The 15538-nt window shown below is 59.8% G+C and carries 14 protein-coding genes; 4 read left to right on the top strand and 10 right to left on the bottom strand.

The window, feature by feature from the left end; all coding sequences use genetic code 11:
* Positions 1-154: 154 nt before the first annotated feature.
* Complete coding sequence (gene radA / locus CFII64_RS11800) at positions 155-1522, bottom strand: DNA repair protein RadA (protein ID WP_020291009.1); 1368 nt, start codon at positions 1520-1522, stop codon at positions 155-157.
* A gap of 194 nt (positions 1523-1716) precedes the next feature.
* On the opposite strand from radA, the gene mscL reads away from it, so the two are divergent.
* The gene (gene mscL, locus CFII64_RS11795; protein WP_020291008.1) at positions 1717-2163 is read left to right on the top strand and encodes a large-conductance mechanosensitive channel protein MscL; all 447 of its coding nucleotides are present in this window, start codon (positions 1717-1719) and stop codon (positions 2161-2163) included.
* 131 nt (positions 2164-2294) lie between these two features.
* Here mscL and CFII64_RS11790 read toward each other — a convergent pair whose 3' ends face one another.
* Positions 2295-3071: a ferredoxin--NADP reductase gene (locus tag CFII64_RS11790; RefSeq protein ID WP_020291007.1), complete on the bottom strand. Its 777-nt coding sequence runs from the start codon at positions 3069-3071 to the stop codon at positions 2295-2297.
* 346 nt (positions 3072-3417) lie between these two features.
* Between CFII64_RS11790 and CFII64_RS11785 the strand changes: the two genes are divergently transcribed.
* A complete protein-coding gene (locus CFII64_RS11785; RefSeq protein ID WP_020291006.1) occupies positions 3418-3651 on the top strand; it encodes a helix-turn-helix transcriptional regulator in 234 nt (77 codons plus the stop codon).
* Between the two features lie 120 nt (positions 3652-3771).
* On the top strand, positions 3772-4896 hold the full coding sequence (locus tag CFII64_RS11780; RefSeq protein ID WP_020291005.1) for a methyltransferase: 1125 nt from the start codon (positions 3772-3774) through the stop codon (positions 4894-4896).
* Positions 4897-5054: 158 nt separating this feature from the next.
* On the opposite strand, the gene CFII64_RS11775 is transcribed toward CFII64_RS11780, so the two are convergent.
* Genes CFII64_RS11775 through CFII64_RS11765 form a run of 3 tightly spaced genes read right to left on the bottom strand, consistent with a single transcriptional unit; the run spans position 5055 to position 7734 of the window.
* Complete coding sequence (locus CFII64_RS11775) at positions 5055-5228, bottom strand: DUF2474 domain-containing protein (protein ID WP_020291004.1); 174 nt, start codon at positions 5226-5228, stop codon at positions 5055-5057.
* A 52-nt stretch (positions 5229-5280) separates the two neighbouring features.
* A complete protein-coding gene (gene cydB, locus CFII64_RS11770) occupies positions 5281-6288 on the bottom strand; it encodes a cytochrome d ubiquinol oxidase subunit II (RefSeq protein WP_020291003.1) in 1008 nt (335 codons plus the stop codon).
* A gap of 3 nt (positions 6289-6291) precedes the next feature.
* Positions 6292-7734, bottom strand: coding sequence for a cytochrome ubiquinol oxidase subunit I (locus tag CFII64_RS11765; RefSeq protein ID WP_020291002.1), 1443 nt, complete (start codon positions 7732-7734; stop codon positions 6292-6294).
* A 404-nt stretch (positions 7735-8138) separates the two neighbouring features.
* Between CFII64_RS11765 and CFII64_RS11760 the strand changes: the two genes are divergently transcribed.
* Positions 8139-9392, top strand: coding sequence for an MFS transporter (locus tag CFII64_RS11760; protein ID WP_020291001.1), 1254 nt, complete (start codon positions 8139-8141; stop codon positions 9390-9392).
* A gap of 104 nt (positions 9393-9496) precedes the next feature.
* On the opposite strand, the gene CFII64_RS11755 is transcribed toward CFII64_RS11760, so the two are convergent.
* The 5 genes from CFII64_RS11755 to CFII64_RS11735 form a co-directional block, all read right to left on the bottom strand.
* Positions 9497-10435, bottom strand: coding sequence for an alpha/beta hydrolase (locus tag CFII64_RS11755; protein WP_020291000.1), 939 nt, complete (start codon positions 10433-10435; stop codon positions 9497-9499).
* A gap of 107 nt (positions 10436-10542) precedes the next feature.
* Positions 10543-11484 carry a choline ABC transporter substrate-binding protein gene (locus tag CFII64_RS11750; RefSeq protein WP_020290999.1) on the bottom strand — a complete coding sequence of 314 codons (942 nt, stop codon included), beginning with the start codon at positions 11482-11484 and terminating at the stop codon, positions 10543-10545.
* Positions 11485-11778: 294 nt separating this feature from the next.
* The gene (locus CFII64_RS11745) at positions 11779-13989 is read right to left on the bottom strand and encodes a xanthine dehydrogenase family protein molybdopterin-binding subunit (RefSeq protein ID WP_020290998.1); all 2211 of its coding nucleotides are present in this window, start codon (positions 13987-13989) and stop codon (positions 11779-11781) included.
* Positions 13986-14975 carry a xanthine dehydrogenase family protein subunit M gene (locus tag CFII64_RS11740; RefSeq protein ID WP_020290997.1) on the bottom strand — a complete coding sequence of 330 codons (990 nt, stop codon included), beginning with the start codon at positions 14973-14975 and terminating at the stop codon, positions 13986-13988. Before CFII64_RS11740 ends, CFII64_RS11745 begins: the two co-directional genes overlap by 4 nt.
* Positions 14972-15493, bottom strand: a complete 522-nt coding sequence (locus CFII64_RS11735; protein ID WP_020290996.1) for a (2Fe-2S)-binding protein — start codon at positions 15491-15493, stop codon at positions 14972-14974. The genes CFII64_RS11740 and CFII64_RS11735 overlap by 4 nt, the downstream gene beginning before the upstream one ends.
* Positions 15494-15538 lie beyond the last annotated feature (45 nt).

Genomic DNA, 15538 nt, shown 5'->3' with positions numbered 1-15538 from the left:
CGGTTTGCATAGATTCGGTAGGCCCGGACTTGTCCGGGAAGGCGGCGGGTCTGGAAAGGAAAATCTTCAGCGCTGGCACTGGCGTCTTCGGGGACGAGTCCCCTCCTACCGGTTTGCATAGACTTCGGGGACAAGTCCCCTCCTACCGGTTTGCTCACTCAAACAACGCATCCAACGCCTGTTCCAGGCGGGTCACGCCAATGATCTGCAAGCCTGGCGGTGATTCCTTCGGCGCGTTGGCCTTGGGCACGATGGCGCGCTTGAAGCCGTGTTTGGCCGCTTCTTTCAAGCGCTCCTGGCCGCTGGGCACCGGTCGCACCTCGCCAGACAGCCCGACCTCGCCGAACACCAGCAAGTCGTGAGGCAGCGGACGATTGCGCAGGCTGGACATCACCGCTGCCATCAAGGCCAGGTCGGACGCAGTTTCCAGCACCTTTACACCGCCCACCACGTTGAGGAAAACGTCCTGATCGTGGGTAGGAATCCCGCCGTGGCGATGCAGGACCGCCAGCAGCATAGCCAAGCGATTCTGATCCAGCCCGAGGGTTACCCGACGCGGGTTGGCCAAATGGCTGTCGTCCACCAGCGCCTGCACTTCAACCAGCATCGGCCGCGTACCTTCCCATGTCGCCATGACCACGCTGCCCGGGACTTCTTCCTGGGCGCGGGTGAGAAAGATCGCTGAAGGGTTGGAGACTTCTTTCAGGCCTTTGTCCGTCATGCCGAACACGCCCAGCTCGTTGACTGCGCCGAAACGATTTTTCACCGCGCGCAGCAGCCGCAGACGGCCATCGGATTCGCCTTCGAAGTACAACACGGTATCAACCATGTGTTCGAGGACCCGTGGACCGGCCAGCGCGCCTTCCTTGGTGACGTGGCCCACGAGGAAAATCGCTGTGCCGCTTTGCTTGGCATAACGCACCAGCAACGCCGCACTTTCCCGCACCTGGGAAACGCCGCCCGGCGCGGATTGCAGTTGCTCGGTGAAAATCGTCTGAATCGAGTCGATGACCATGACTTTCGGCTTTTCGACCTTCGCCGTGGCAATAATGCTTTCGATGCAGGTTTCAGTCATGACCTTGAGCTTGTCCTGAGGCAAGCCCAGACGGCGGGCGCGCATGGCGACCTGCTGCTGCGATTCTTCGCCCGTGACGTACAGCGCAGGCATCTGTTCGGCGATGGCGCACAGGGTTTGCAGCAGAATTGTGGACTTGCCGATACCCGGATCGCCGCCAATCAGAACGACGGAGCCGTCGACCAGGCCACCACCGAGCACGCGGTCCAGCTCGGTGGAGTTAGTGGTAAAGCGCGGAATTTCCTCGACGCTGACTTCTGCCAGCGTGCGGATCTGCGCCTGTTGGCCGGTCCAGCTGGAACGGCCACTGGGCGGCGCTGCCGAACCGCTTTCCAGCACGGTCTCAACCAATGTGTTCCAGGCACCGCACTCGCTGCACTGACCAGCCCACTTGGGAAAGGTCGCACCGCATTCGGTGCAACCGTACATGCGTTTGGCCTTGGCCATGACCACCCCATTCGTAAAAGTCGGCAATCATAACGCAGGTTGCCGCGACTGCGTTCCAGAGCCTTTATGGTCTGTGTTTTTGAGTGTTTCGATAAAACTTCCGCGTCAGAGCCCGGTCGATTGCAGGTGAAGCGCGTTGCGCAGAGCTGAATTACACTGCATTGACCCAACTCATCTGTAACAAGGAATGACCCATGAGCGTACTAAGCGAGTTCAAAGCCTTTGCCGTCAAAGGTAACGTGGTCGATATGGCCGTCGGTATCATCATTGGTGCGGCATTCGGCAAGATCGTTTCGTCGTTCGTCGGCGATGTAATCATGCCGCCCCTCGGGCTGCTGATTGGCGGCGTAGATTTCAGCGACCTTGCAGTCGTTCTGCGACCTGGCGAAGGCAATACGCCTGCAGTGATGCTGGCCTACGGCAAATTCATCCAGACCGTGATCGACTTCATCATTGTGGCGTTTGCCATTTTCATGGGCGTAAAGGCCATCAACCGCCTGAAACGCGAAGAAGCCAAGGCCCCGACCTTGCCGCCTACACCCACCAAGGAAGAAATCCTGCTGGGTGAGATCCGTGATCTGTTGAAAGAGCAGAACAAACCTGCAGCGCCGATCACTGTGGATCCACTGCGTCCGGTTTGATTTGACGCAATACCGGTAGGACCGGATTCATCCGGGAGGGCGGTACATTCGATGCGCCAGATTTGCATCGAATGTACCGCCCTTTTCGCATCAGCCCGTTGGAGCGAGGCTCGCTCCAGCAGAGCCGGATTTCACCAATACGTTTCCACCGCAACCTGTCCCGGACGGCGGCTCAAGCTGAGATTCATGTCTCGCGCCTTGAGCAAGGCCCGTGTGTCTTCGACCATCTGCGGGTTGCCGCACAGCATCACCCGCGAATGCTCGGGGGTCATGTCCAGTGCTGCGGCTTTCTCCAGATCGCCGCTTTCCAGCAGGTGCGTGATCCGTCCGTGCAACATCCCAGGCGGATTCTCGCGAGTCACGAGGGGCAGGAACAGGAATTTTTCGGCATATTCGGCCAGGTAGTCGCGTTCGGTCAGGCCGGCTATCAGCTCCTGATACGCCAGCTCTTTGGCTTCGCGCACGCTGTAGACCAGAACAATCCGTTCGAATTTTTCCCAGACTTCGAAATCCTGCAGGATCGACAGAAAGGGCGCGATGCCGGTGCCGGTGGATAAAAGCCACAAATCCCGGCCATCGACGAAACGATCAAGGGTCAGATAGCCGAATGCCTGTTTTTCGATCAGCAGCGAATCGCCTTCGCGCAGCCGGCTGAGTTCGCTGGTGAATTCGCCGTCCGGCACCACGATGGAGAAAAACTCGAGGAATTCGTCATGAGGCGAAGAAACCATCGAGTAGGCACGCCACACAACGCTGCCGTCAGCCTTGGTGACACCCAGGCGGGCGAATTGCCCTGCCTGGAATCGGAAACCCGCATCACGCGTGGTGCGCAGGGTAAACAGGCTGGGGGTGAGTGGTGTCACATTCAGCAGGGTCTGCCGAGTGAATTTGTCTGCACTGGCGGTCATGGTCAACCTGCAAGCAAAAAAAGAGGTGCTCAGTGTCCCGCAAAGCCTTGCAGATAAACACCACCGGTTTGTAGTGGTATCCCTGCGGCGCGCCAGATCAGCTGCAGATTTAGACTCTTTCACTCTTGCGGATATAGCGAGACGGTCCGCATTTGCACTTGAATTTGGCGTAACCGCAGTGATACGCAGCTCTCGGCGGGGTGACTATTTACGCCGTTCCTGGCGAGGCATAAACGCCAGCATCCATCCGTCAGCAAGCTGTTCAACGCACATTTCCCTCGCAGAGTTTTTCCTACACTGGAATCTCTACAACTGGAATGAGTGAACAGTTTGCACGGAGGCGAACATGGATAAAAGTGCGATTAATCCATTACAAGGACTCTTTGACAATCACCTGACCCCTCGTGAAATAGAAATTCTGCGATGGTCCGCCGAAGGCAAGACAGCGGCGGATATTGCCATCATCCTCAGCATGAAAGAACGAACCGTACACTTCCACGTGGCAAACGCTGTGCAAAAAATGGGCGCTTGCAACAAAATCTCGGCGGTGGTGCAGGCGGCGTTGAGCGGCATGTTCTGAGCGAAGGGCAAACGACAGAGTGCCAAGCGGCAAAAAGCACGTAAAATCACCGTCTTCTGCGAGCCCGCGCGTCATGGGCTTATGTGCCAACACGTCGATTGCCCCTGAGTTTGCCTGCCCATGCCCCTGCTTATCACGCCATTTGCCCAGCTCGATCTCGTACGCCAACCCGAGCAACAAGACGAGCCGTTGCAGGCTTTCGATGCTGCTGACGAATATTTGCTCAACCACGTGGCCGAGCAGGGCGTGACATTGCAGAGCCGGGTGCTGGTGCTTAATGACAGCTTTGGCGCACTGGCCGCGAGCCTCGCGCAACATGCGACGGTGATCAGCAGCACGGATTCGTTCCTGGCCGCTCAAGGCCTGGAAAAAAACCTGATCCGCAACGAAATGGCTTACGACTCGGTGCCGCTGATTCCGGCGAGCGAACCTCTGCCGGGACCGTTTGACTGGGTGCTGATCCGCGTGCCGAAAACCCTCGCGCTGCTGGAAGAACAGTTGATCCGCCTGCAAGGCCAGCTGGCACCGGGCGCGCGCGTCGTGGCTGCGGCCATGGTCAAGCATCTGCCACGGGCGGCCGGAGAGCTTCTTGAGCAATATGTCGGCCCGGTGACCGCCTCATTGGCCGTCAAGAAAGCGCGACTGCTGTTCGCGACGCCGCAACCCGGCGAATTCCAGCCCTCGCCCTACCCAACCACCTACAAGCTTGATGATCCCGCCATCGAGCTGGCCAACCACGCCAATGTGTTCTGCCGCGAAGGCCTGGATATCGGCACCCGTGCATTTTTGCCGTATCTGCCGAAAGACCTCGGCTCGGCGCGCGTTGCCGACCTGGGTTGTGGCAATGGCGTGTTGGCGATTGCCAGCGCGCTGGCCAATCCGCAAGCCCACTACACGCTGGTGGACGAGTCGTTCATGGCCGTGCAGTCAGCGGCGCAGAACTGGAGAACGGCAATGGGCGAGCGCGAAGCAGTCATCCGCGCCGATGACGGGCTCGCCAGCCAGGAACCCGATTCCCTCGACGTAATCCTCTGCAACCCGCCCTTCCATCAGCAACAGGTGGTCGGCGACTTTCTCGCCTGGCGCATGTTTCAGCAGGCCCGTTCGGCGCTGGTCGTCGGTGGCGCGCTGTATGTGGTCGGCAATCGCCATCTGGGTTATCACAGCAAGCTGGCGCGGCTGTTTCGCGGTGTCGAGCAAGTGGCTGCCACGCCGAAGTTCGTGATTCTCAAAGCGCGGAAATAATCCTTTTGGCGATGGGTAACTCATGTGGGACCGGATTTATCCGGGAAGGCGGTTTTGCATTGGAATGAGTACATATTCGTTTGCCCTTGCGGGATATGTACTCGTTCACAGCCGCAAAGCCGCAAGCCGCGCCCAGTGAGCGCGGAATGGGATTCGTATCAATGCGTGCGCATACCTGCGGCGGTCATGAACATCCGCAGCAGGCTGGCGACGATATACAGGGCGAACACACTGCCCGCCCAGATACCGATCAACCAGGCCACGCGCTGCCAGAGCGGTTTTTTCAGGGCCGGGTCCTGGTCGTCGTCATGAAAGGATTCTTTGCCGGACATCGCCAATCTCCTCTATCAATGGCTCCGGCGCTGAGCGCCGGAGGCCTGTTTGCTAGTGATAGCCATCTTCCTGGGTAACCTTGCCACGGAACACGTAGTAGCTCCAGAAGGTGTAACCGAGGATGAACGGGATGATGAACAGCGTCCCGACCAGCATGAAACCCTGGCTCTGCGGTGGCGAAGCAGCGTCCCAGATGGAAATCGACGGCGGCACGATGTTTGGCCACAAGCTGATACCCAGGCCGCTGTAGCCGAGGAAAATCAACACCAGCGTCAGCAGGAACGGCGTGTAATTCGCATTGCGGGCCACGGCCTTGAACAAACCGTACATGGTCACCAGCACCAGAATCGGCACCGGCAGGAACCAGAACAGATTCGGCAACGTGAACCAGCGATCGGCAATGTCCGGGTGAGCCAGCGGCGTCCAGAGACTGACGATGCCGATCACGGCCAGCACCGCAAACGCCAGCGGACGTGCCAGATCATGCATCGCCTTTTGCAACGCACCTTCGGTCTTCATGATCAGCCAGGTACAGCCCAGCAGTGCATACGCGACAATCAACGCCACGCCGCAGAACATCGTGAACGGTGTGAGCCAGTCCAGCGAACCGCCGGCGAATTGCCGGTTGACCACCGGGAAGCCATCGATGAACGCGCCCAGCGCGACCCCCTGGAAGAACGTGGCCGTCAGCGAGCCGCCAATAAAGGCCTTGTCCCACAAATGACGCTTGGCGGCGGTGGCCTTGAAACGGAACTCGAAGGCAACGCCGCGAAAAATCAGCCCGATCAGCATCAGAATCAATGGCAGATAGAGCGCCGACAACACCACTGAATAGGCCAGCGGAAAAGCGCCGAACAACCCCGCGCCCCCGAGGACCAACCAGGTTTCGTTACCGTCCCAGACCGGTGCGACGGTGTTCATCATCACATCGCGGTCGTGCTCTTGCTTCATGAACGGGAAGAGGATGCCGATGCCGAGGTCAAAGCCGTCCATCACGACATACATCATGATGCCGAAGATGATGATGACGGCCCAGATCAGCGGAAGATCAATACCCATGGCTTAATGCTCCTTGGTCAGGCTGTCGTGATTGACGTGGTCTTCGGCGCCTTCTTCGGCGGCGGAGAGCGGACGAGCCGGCGTGCGTTTCTGACCAGGGCCGCCGTGTTTGGGCGTATCGCCTTCATTGACCACCGGACCTTTGCGCACCAGACGCATCATGTAGCCAAGACCGGTACCGAACAGCAGGAAGTACACCACCACAAACAGCACCAGGGTGATGGTCATCTGTTCGATGCTATGCCCGGAAGACGCGTCCTTGGTGCGCATCAAGCCGTAAACGACCCATGGCTGACGACCGACTTCCGTGGTGATCCAGCCCGCCAGAATCGCAATCAGGCCCGAAGGTCCCATCCACAACGCCAGGTAGAGGAATGGCCGTGATTTGTAGATTGCGTCGCGCCTGCGCAGCCAGAGACTCCACAGTCCGGTGAAGATCATCAGAAACCCGAGACCGACCATGACCCGGAACGACCAGAACACAATCGTCGAATTTGGCCGGTCTTCGGGTTTGAATTCCTTGAGCGCCGGGACTTGCTTGTCCAGGCTGTGAGTCAGGATCAGGCTGCCCAGATACGGGATTTCCACGGCAAAGTCAGTGGTTTCCGTTTTCATGTTCGGCAGGCCGAACAGGATCAACGGCGTGGGCTCGTCACCGACGTTTTCCCAGTGACCCTCAATCGCGGCGATTTTCGCCGGCTGATGTTCAAGGGTATTCAGGCCATGGAAGTCGCCGATCACGGCCTGTACCGGCGCGACCAACAGCGCCATCCACATCGCCATCGAGAGCATCTTGCGGATCGGCGGCGTGTCGCGACCGCGCAACAGATGCCAGGCCGCCGAAGAACCCACGAAGAATGCCGTTGCCACGAACGCCGCCACGGACATGTGCGCCAGGCGGTACGGGAACGATGGGTTGAATACCACGGCGAACCAGTCGGTGGGGATCACCCGGCCGTCGACGATTTCAAAGCCTTGCGGGGTCTGCATCCAGCTGTTGGACGACAGGATCCAGAAGGTTGAAATCAAGGTGCCGATAGCCACCATGACGGTAGAGAAGAAGTGCAGGTTGCGACCGACGCGATTCCAGCCGAACAACATGACGCCGAGGAAGCCTGCTTCGAGGAAGAACGCCGTCAGCACCTCGTAGGTCAGCAGCGGACCGGTGACGGCCCCCGCGAAATCGGAAAACCGGCTCCAGTTGGTGCCGAACTGATAGGCCATGACCAATCCGGAAACCACACCCATACCGAAGTTGACGGCAAAGATCTTCGACCAGAAATGGTACAGGTCACGGTAGACGTCTTCACGGGTCTTCAGCCACAACCCTTCGAGCACAGCCAGGTAACTTGCCAGACCAATGGTGATGGCAGGAAACAGAATGTGGAACGAAATGGTAAACGCGAACTGAATTCGGGCGAGATCAATTGCCTCCAAACCGAACATAGGTCTTCCTCTTCAGGTTAAACAGCTGGCGACTCGAAGCCATCAGCGACTGCCCCCACAAATATGGAGCACGGCAGGGTGGAATTGTTCTGTGTTTCCGGCATGGGGGATCTGTTGGTCGCGCCGACACACGATTGCTTAACGCGCATTGACGCAGGTCAACCAACGTTCAAAGAGTAGACCTATTTGAACGCGTGCTCTGTGTGGTCTTTTGTCGCGTGACGTCTTGCCTCACCCCGCAAAGGCCCGCCCGGCGGGGGCTTCGGAGTTTTCTGACATCGAAGTGGAATTTGTAACCGGGGTGTCCGCTGCAAAAAAACCTGGCGGGATCGACCTCGGTTTCACGCAATGCGTTGTTACAAAGTGATAATCTCGGCTATCCCCCTGCCAGGCCGCTGTAACTCATGCCGACTCAAGCCCCCGTTCTGTTGCGCAATCATCGCCCGTTCGTCGCTTTCTGGTTCGCCCGTATCTTCACCGCCAGTGGTTTTCAGATGCTGACAGTCGCCATTGGCTGGAATCTTTATCAGCTGACCGGCAATGTTCTGGACCTGGGTTTGATCGGGCTCGTGGAGTTCGCGCCTCGCGTGCTGTTCATGCTGCACACCGGTCACGTGGCGGATCGCTACGACCGCCGCAAGATCGCCGCGCTGTGCCAGACCGCACAGGCATTGATCGCTCTGGCGCTGTTCATCGGCAGCACCACGGACAGTGTGACGCGGGAAATGATCTTCATTCTGGCCTTTGCCCTGGGCGCGTCCCGTTCTTTTGAAATGCCTGCGACCCAAGCGCTGTTGCCCAGCATCGTGCCCAGTGCGCTGTTCCCCCGGGCGGTCGCGTCGGCGCAGTCGGCACAGCAAACCGCGACCATCGTCGCGCCGGCGCTGGGCGGTTTTCTGTATGCATTTGGCAGCAGCTGGGTCTACGGCCCGACCGTGCTGCTGTATGTGATTGCCTGCGGGTTGATGCTCAGCCTGCCCGCTCGCCAGATGGCGTTGAACAAGGGTAAGGCAACGCTTGATTCGCTGCTGGCCGGGATTCGTTTCATCCGCAGCCGCCCGGATGTGCTCGGCGCAATTTCCCTTGATCTGTTCGCAGTGCTGCTCGGCGGCGCGACGGCGCTGTTGCCGGTATTCGCCAGCGATATCCTGCTGACCGGTCCCTGGGGCCTGGGGCTGTTACGGTCGGCGCCGGCGGTCGGCGCGTTGGGCATGTCGTTGTGGCTCGCGCATTTCAACGTCGAGCGCAAGGTGGGACGTGTGATGTTCACCGCCGTCGGCGTGTTTGGGGTGGCGACCATTGCGTTCGGCTTGTCGACGTCGTTCTGGTTTTCCCTGGCTGTGCTGGTCGTGCTGGGCGCTGCGGACATGATCAGCATGGTGATCCGCGCCTCGTTCGTGCAGCTGGAAACCCCGGATGAAATGCGCGGCCGCGTCAGCGCGGTCAACGGCCTGTTCATCGGCGCATCCAATCAACTTGGGGAGTTCGAATCCGGCTTGACCGCGCATTGGCTGGGCACTGTTCCCGCTGTAGTACTGGGCGGCGTCGGCACCCTGGCGGTAACCGGCATCTGGATCAAACTGTTCCCGACCCTGGCCAATCGCGACCGGATGCGGGATGTGGTGGAAGAAGCGGAAGTTCAGAAAGCGCCGGTTTAACTTAACAGCCCGTTGGAGCGAGGCTTGCCCGCGAACCGGTTTTTCAGTCGGTACTTTCATCGACCGAATCGACGCATTCGCGGGCAAGCTTCGCTCCAACGGGGTCAGGTATTTTTGGCAATAATCCGCAACGCCTCCACGATCCGCCGATACAACTCATCAGCCTCCTGCGCCTGCCCCTTGGCCCGCAGGCAGCCGTGAACCAACCCGCTGCCCCAATAAAACCGGGTGGCTACGCCCGCCTCGCGCAGTTTCTGCTCATAAACCACGCCGTCATCGCGTAACGGATCGAACTGTGCAACGGCGATGAACGCCGGAGCGAGTTGGCTGAAGTCCTGCGCCAGCAAGGGCCAGGCATAAGGCGAGCGCATGTGCTGCGCAGTGGTCGCGTAAAGCGCCAGATAACAATCGACATCCACGCTGCTCAATAGCGGCGCATCGGCACATTCACTGCGCGACGGTAAATCCGCTGCGCCGCCCAACGCCGGATAAATCAAGACCTGACCGCACGGCTGGCGCTGCCCCGCATCGCGCAACGCCAGGCACAACGCAGCCGCCAGGGTCGCCCCTGCACTGTCTCCGGCAACCGCGACCTTTAACGGATCGATGCCCAGCCAGTCCGCTTGCGCCTGAATACCGTGCCAAACCGCCACACAATCTTCGAATGCCGCCGGGAACGGATGCTCCGGCGCCAGGCGATAGTCCACGGCGATTACCACGCAGCCCAGATCCAGAGCCAGATCGGTGCAGATGAAGTCGTGAGAGTCCAGATCGCCCACCACCCAGCCGCCGCCATGCAGGTACAGCACGCAATCGGCAGCGGTGTCCGGGGCAAGACTGTCAGGGCGATAACTGCGAACGGGCACATCAGCCAGTTCGAAATCCGTAACGGCAAGGCCCGCCGGACGTGACGGGTTAAATGCCCGGCACATCCTGGAATAGGCCGCGCGCTGCTCGCTCATGTCCGAAGCGGAGGAACTGAAGGTGAGGGTCCGGGCGACGAACCCGGCCATTTCGGCAGATAGGGGGTAATGGGTGGTCATAAGTACTCCAGCACTGACCCGATGCGACTGGGTGGTTTCGTTGGAGCGAGGCTTGCCCGCGAATGTACTGGCCTCTTCGCGGGCAAGCCTCGCTCCAGCGGCTATCTTTATTTGCCGATAGCGGCCACAACCGCCGGGGCTGCGTCCTTGCCATCGAAAGTCGTCACGCCAGCCAGCCAGCGCTGCAGATCTTCCGGGTGATCCTTCAGCCACTGTTTGGCGACGTCATCCGGCGCCTTGCGGTCCATGATCGGCACCATCATCTGGCTTTCCTGAGCGGCGGTGAAGGTCAGATTGCTCAACATTTTGCTGACGTTCGGGCAACGCTGGGCGTAATCCGGTGCGGTGACCACGGAGACGGTAGCGGCGCCCTCCTGCGGACCAAAGACGTCTTCACTGCCGGTCAGGTAATCGATTTTCATGTTGATGTTCATCGGGTGCGGGGTCCAGCCGACAAACACCACCCATTCGTTGCGTTTGACCGCACGTTGTACCGCCGCCAGCATCCCCGCCTCGCCCGACTCAACCAGCTGGAATCCACCCAGGCCGAACTGGTTCTTGGCGATCATGTCCTTGATGTTGGTGTTGGCGCCGGTGCCGGGTTCGATGCCGTAGATCTTGCCGCCGAGCTTGTCCTTGAATTTGGCGATATCGCCAAAGGTCTTGAGCCCGCCAGCGGCCACGTAATCCGGCACCGCCAACGTCGCCTGAGCATCACTCATGCTGGGTTTGTCGAGCACCTTGACCTGATTGGCCGCCAGGAACGGGGCGATGTTCTTGTCCATCGCCGGCTTCCAGTAGCCGAGGAAGATATCCAGACGCCCGTCGCGCAAACCGCCGAAAACAATCTGCTGCGCCGCGCTGGTCTGCTTGACGTCATAACCCATGTTTTGCAGCAAGACCTGGGCAACCGCGCTGGTGGCGATCACATCGGTCCAGTTGACCACGCCCATGCGCACGTTCTGGCACGCTGCGGGTTCGGCAGCCAGCAACGCCGTACTGCTCAGCATCAATACACCGCAACTGATATGACGAATTAGTTTCTTCATGCGTGCTCCCTCGGGTCGGCTCGATATTTTTGGTTTTTTCAAGCATCAGCGGCAATACGAGTGCTGCCGGAGTGACCAAACTACGCAGCAGTGCGCGGCACGAAGCGCACCAGCGCGACCTGTGCTTGCACTCTGGCGACATTGAGGGATTACAGCCCCGCCCCTGTTGGAGCGAGGCTTGCCCGCGAATCGGCAGTAGGAGCGACTTTAGTCGCGAGAGCATCAATTGCCCTCCCGGCTAAAGCGGTCCTGCACCAAGCCTCGCTCCAACGAATCCCAATCCAATTCAGATGTTCAAAGCACCTTATCCAAGGTAATCGGGAAATCCCGCACTCGCTTGCCGGTTGCATGGTAGATCGCGTTGGCGACTGCCGCTGCGACGCCGACGATGCCGATTTCGCCGACGCCCTTGGAACCCAGCGCGTTGACGATCTGGTCGTCTTCCTCGACGAAAATCACGTCAATGTCGCCGATATCGGCATTAACCGGTATGTGATACTCGGCGAGACTGTGGTTCATGTGGCGCCCCAGGTTATGGTCGGTCTGGGTTTCCTCATGAAGCGCCATGCCGACGCCCCAGACCACGCCACCAAGAATCTGGCTGCGGGCCATTTTCGGATTGACTACCCGCCCCGCAGCGATGGCGCTGACCACCCGGGTGACACGAATGCTGCCCAGGTCTTCGTCCACTTGCACTTCAACGAAAACCGCCGAATGCGTCGCCGTTGCATAAGCATCGCGTTTCTTGTCCGGCTCGGCATCTACCTGGACTTCAAGCCCGTCGGGAAAGCCACTCAACACTTCGGCCAGTGCCAACTGTTGCTCGCCCACCTGCAAGTAGCCTTGGGCAAGGGTCATCTGATCAGCATGGGCTGAAGTCCATTGCGCGTCGACCTGGCAGGCCGCCTCGAACAGTTTTTCGCGCAAGGCCTTGCTGGCCTGCTGCACAGCCGTGCCCACCGAAGAAACCGTGAACGACCCGCCCTGCAACGGCGCGGTGGGCAGCGAGGAATCACCGAGCAAAAAAGTGACATCTTCAGTGGCAACACCCGCCGCCGCGGCTGCGATCTGGGTCATGACGGTGTAGGTGCCGGTGCCGATATCGGTGGTCGCGCTGCTGACGATCAACTTGCCGTCCACGCCGATCCGGGCCTTGGCGCTGGCCTTCATTTGCATGGCTTCCCACACGCCACCCGCCATGCCCCAACCGATCAACTGTCGCCCCTGGCGCATGCTGCGCGGTTCGGGGTTGCGGTTGCTCCAGCCGAAACGTTCCGCGCCCTGCGTATAACAGGCGCGCAACTCCTTGCTCGAATAAGGCTTGTCTTCGTTGCCATTGCGTTCGGCGAAATTGATCAGCCGCAGTTGCACCGGATCAATCGCGACAGCGCAGGCCAGTTCGTCCATGGCGCATTCCAGACCGATCAAGCCCAGTGCCGCACCCGGCGCACGCATATCCAGCGGGGTAAAAACATCCAGCGGTGCGAGTTTGTAACTGAGCCGCACGTTGTCGCATTGATAGAGCATGCCGCTCCATTCCACGACGTGCTCGGTGAAGTCTTCGAAACGTGAGGTCTGGCCGATGGCTTCGTGGCCGACCGCCAGCAATCTTCCGTTCGCCGCTGCACCCAGTTGCAAGTGCTGCAACGTGCGCGGCCGATAACCAAAGGTGAACATCTGCTGTCGAGTCAGGGTCACGCGTACCGAACGCTTCAACTCCAGCGCCGCCATGACCGCCAGCGGCAGTTGATACTGTGGACGCAGCCCGGAGCCGAACGCGCCACCGACAAAGGCGGCGAACACGCGGATCTTTTCCTTATCCATGCCGAATACTTTGTGCAGGTAATCCTGGCAGTTTTGCGGGCCTTGGGTCTTGTCATGAACATGCAGGCTGCCGTCGGCCTGATACAGCACGGTGGACGCATGGGGCTCCATCGGATTGTGGTGCTCGATGGGCGTGCTGTAGTGAACATCGACGCTCAGCGCTGACCCGGCAAACTCAGCCTGAAAGTTGCCGCGCGGCTTGGGCAGTTCGGCGGGCGCGGCGTGGGAATCTTCAAGCACCGCCAGCAAGTTGGTCTCGTGATGCTCCAGCAGATACTCAATGCGTACCAGCGAAGCTGCATAACGCGCCAGCTCCAGAGTTTGCGCCACCACCAGCGCCAGCGGCTGGCCGCTGTACAACACCCGGTCGTTATACAGCGGGCGAAATGGCGAGCCCTCGGCTGAGTCAGCGTCCTGATAGTCTTCGTCGTAACTGGCGAGGCGGGGTCGGTTCTTGTGATCCAGCACCATGACCACGCCGGGCACCTGCAACGCCTCGCTGATATCGATATGCGTCACGCGGCCGCGAGCGATGCTGCTGGACACCACGCTGCCATGCAGCAGGCCGGTTTCCGGGTACTCCCCGGCATAACGCGCCTGGCCGGTGACCTTGAGCCTGCCATCGACGCGGTCCAGCGGTTGGCCCAAGGGTGAAGCCGTTTGGTTTGTCAGGCTGTTCATTGGGCATTTACTCCCACAGCGGCATCGTTCAAGGCACGAATGATCGCCCGACGCGCCAGCTTGATTTTGAAGGCGTTATGCTCAAGTGGCATGGCTTGCCTGAGCAGCGCATAAGCCGCTGCCGCGAAGTTCTCGCGAGAGGCCGGCTTGCCGATCAGCGATTGCTCGACGGCCTTGTCGCGCCACGGTTTGTGCGCGACGCCGCCGAGGGCCAGGCGCACGTCGCGAATGATTCCGCCGTCCAGCTCCAGCGCAGCGGCGACGGACACGAGGGCGAATGCATAAGACGCACGATCCCGAATCTTCAGGTAATTGTGGTGGGTGCTGAAACCGGCTGGCGGCAGCTCAACCGCAGTAATCAGTTCGTCGTCGGCCAGCTGATTGTCTCGTTCCGGGGCGTTGCCCGGCAGCCTGTGGAAGTCAGCAAACTCAATCGTGCGACGGCCTGCACGGCCTTCGACGTGAACGATGGCATCCAGCGCGGCCAGGGCAACGCACATGTCCGAAGGATGAGTCGCAACGCACTCGTCGCTGGCGCCGAGAATCGCGTGGATTCTGTTCAAACCATTACGCGCCGGACAGCCGCTACCGGGTTCGCGTTTGTTGCACGGCACATTGGCGTCGTAGAAGTAATAGCAGCGGGTGCGCTGCAACAGATTGCCACCGGTACTCGCCATGTTGCGCAGTTGCGGCGAGGCACCGGCCAACACCGCCTGAGACAACAAAGGATATTGCTTTTCGATCATCGGGTTCCAGGCCAGATCGGCATTGCTGAACAGCGCCCCGATCAGCAGGCCGCCGCCGGACGTCATCGTTATGTTCTTTAGCGGCAGACCGGTGATATCGATCAAGTGCTCAGGTCGTGCGACGTTTTCCTTCATCAGATCGAGCAAGTTGGTGCCGCCCGCGATGAACCGCGTCGCCGCGCCGCTCAGGTGTACGGCATCGCTGACGGTTGCGGGCTTGCTGTAGGTAAAGGGATTCATTGGCCAGTCCTCGGAGATTGCGCCTGGCGCATCTCGGGCAGCACTTCTTCAACAGCGGCGAGAATGTTGCTGTATGCCCCGCAACGGCAAAGGTTGCCGCTCATCATTTCCTGGATTTCGGCGCGACTGCTGGCGCGTCCTTCATTGGCCAGGCCCACGGCCGAGCAAATCTGTCCCGGCGTGCAATAGCCGCATTGGAAAGCGTCGTGCTTGATGAACGCTTGCTGCAACGGATGCAGCTGCTCGCCATCGGCCAACCCTTCAATCGTGGTCAGTTCGGCTCCATCGCACATGATCGCCAAGGTCAGGCAGGCGTTGATGCGCTTGCCATCGCGCAATACCGTGCACGCGCCACACTGGCCATGGTCGCAGCCTTTCTTGCTACCGGTCAGGTCAAGCCGGTCGCGCAGCAGATCCAGCAATGTCATCCAGGGCTGAACATCGAGCGTTCGAGGCTGGCCGTTGAGGGTCAGGTTTATCGCATGGCCGGCGAAATCCTTGGGGGTAGTTGCAGTCATGGGAACCTCACGGTAGGTACGTAGTAGCGCAGTTTTTCCTGCGTC

This window comes from Pseudomonas sp. CFII64 (assembly GCF_000416235.1).
Taxonomy (GTDB): Bacteria; Pseudomonadota; Gammaproteobacteria; order Pseudomonadales; family Pseudomonadaceae; genus Aquipseudomonas.
This window is presented reverse-complemented; position numbering and strand designations above follow the sequence as displayed.

Coding starts and splice junctions, on each gene's coding strand:
- radA (WP_020291009.1), bottom strand. CDS start 1,522: ATGGCCAAGGCCAAACGCATGTACGGTTGCACCGAATGCGGTGCGACC.
- mscL (WP_020291008.1), top strand. CDS start 1,717: ATGAGCGTACTAAGCGAGTTCAAAGCCTTTGCCGTCAAAGGTAACGTG.
- CFII64_RS11790 (WP_020291007.1), bottom strand. CDS start 3,071: ATGACCGCCAGTGCAGACAAATTCACTCGGCAGACCCTGCTGAATGTG.
- CFII64_RS11785 (WP_020291006.1), top strand. CDS start 3,418: ATGGATAAAAGTGCGATTAATCCATTACAAGGACTCTTTGACAATCAC.
- CFII64_RS11780 (WP_020291005.1), top strand. CDS start 3,772: ATGCCCCTGCTTATCACGCCATTTGCCCAGCTCGATCTCGTACGCCAA.
- CFII64_RS11775 (WP_020291004.1), bottom strand. CDS start 5,228: ATGTCCGGCAAAGAATCCTTTCATGACGACGACCAGGACCCGGCCCTG.
- cydB (WP_020291003.1), bottom strand. CDS start 6,288: ATGGGTATTGATCTTCCGCTGATCTGGGCCGTCATCATCATCTTCGGC.
- CFII64_RS11765 (WP_020291002.1), bottom strand. CDS start 7,734: ATGTTCGGTTTGGAGGCAATTGATCTCGCCCGAATTCAGTTCGCGTTT.
- CFII64_RS11760 (WP_020291001.1), top strand. CDS start 8,139: ATGCCGACTCAAGCCCCCGTTCTGTTGCGCAATCATCGCCCGTTCGTC.
- CFII64_RS11755 (WP_020291000.1), bottom strand. CDS start 10,435: ATGACCACCCATTACCCCCTATCTGCCGAAATGGCCGGGTTCGTCGCC.
- CFII64_RS11750 (WP_020290999.1), bottom strand. CDS start 11,484: ATGAAGAAACTAATTCGTCATATCAGTTGCGGTGTATTGATGCTGAGC.
- CFII64_RS11745 (WP_020290998.1), bottom strand. CDS start 13,989: ATGAACAGCCTGACAAACCAAACGGCTTCACCCTTGGGCCAACCGCTG.
- CFII64_RS11740 (WP_020290997.1), bottom strand. CDS start 14,975: ATGAATCCCTTTACCTACAGCAAGCCCGCAACCGTCAGCGATGCCGTA.
- CFII64_RS11735 (WP_020290996.1), bottom strand. CDS start 15,493: ATGACTGCAACTACCCCCAAGGATTTCGCCGGCCATGCGATAAACCTG.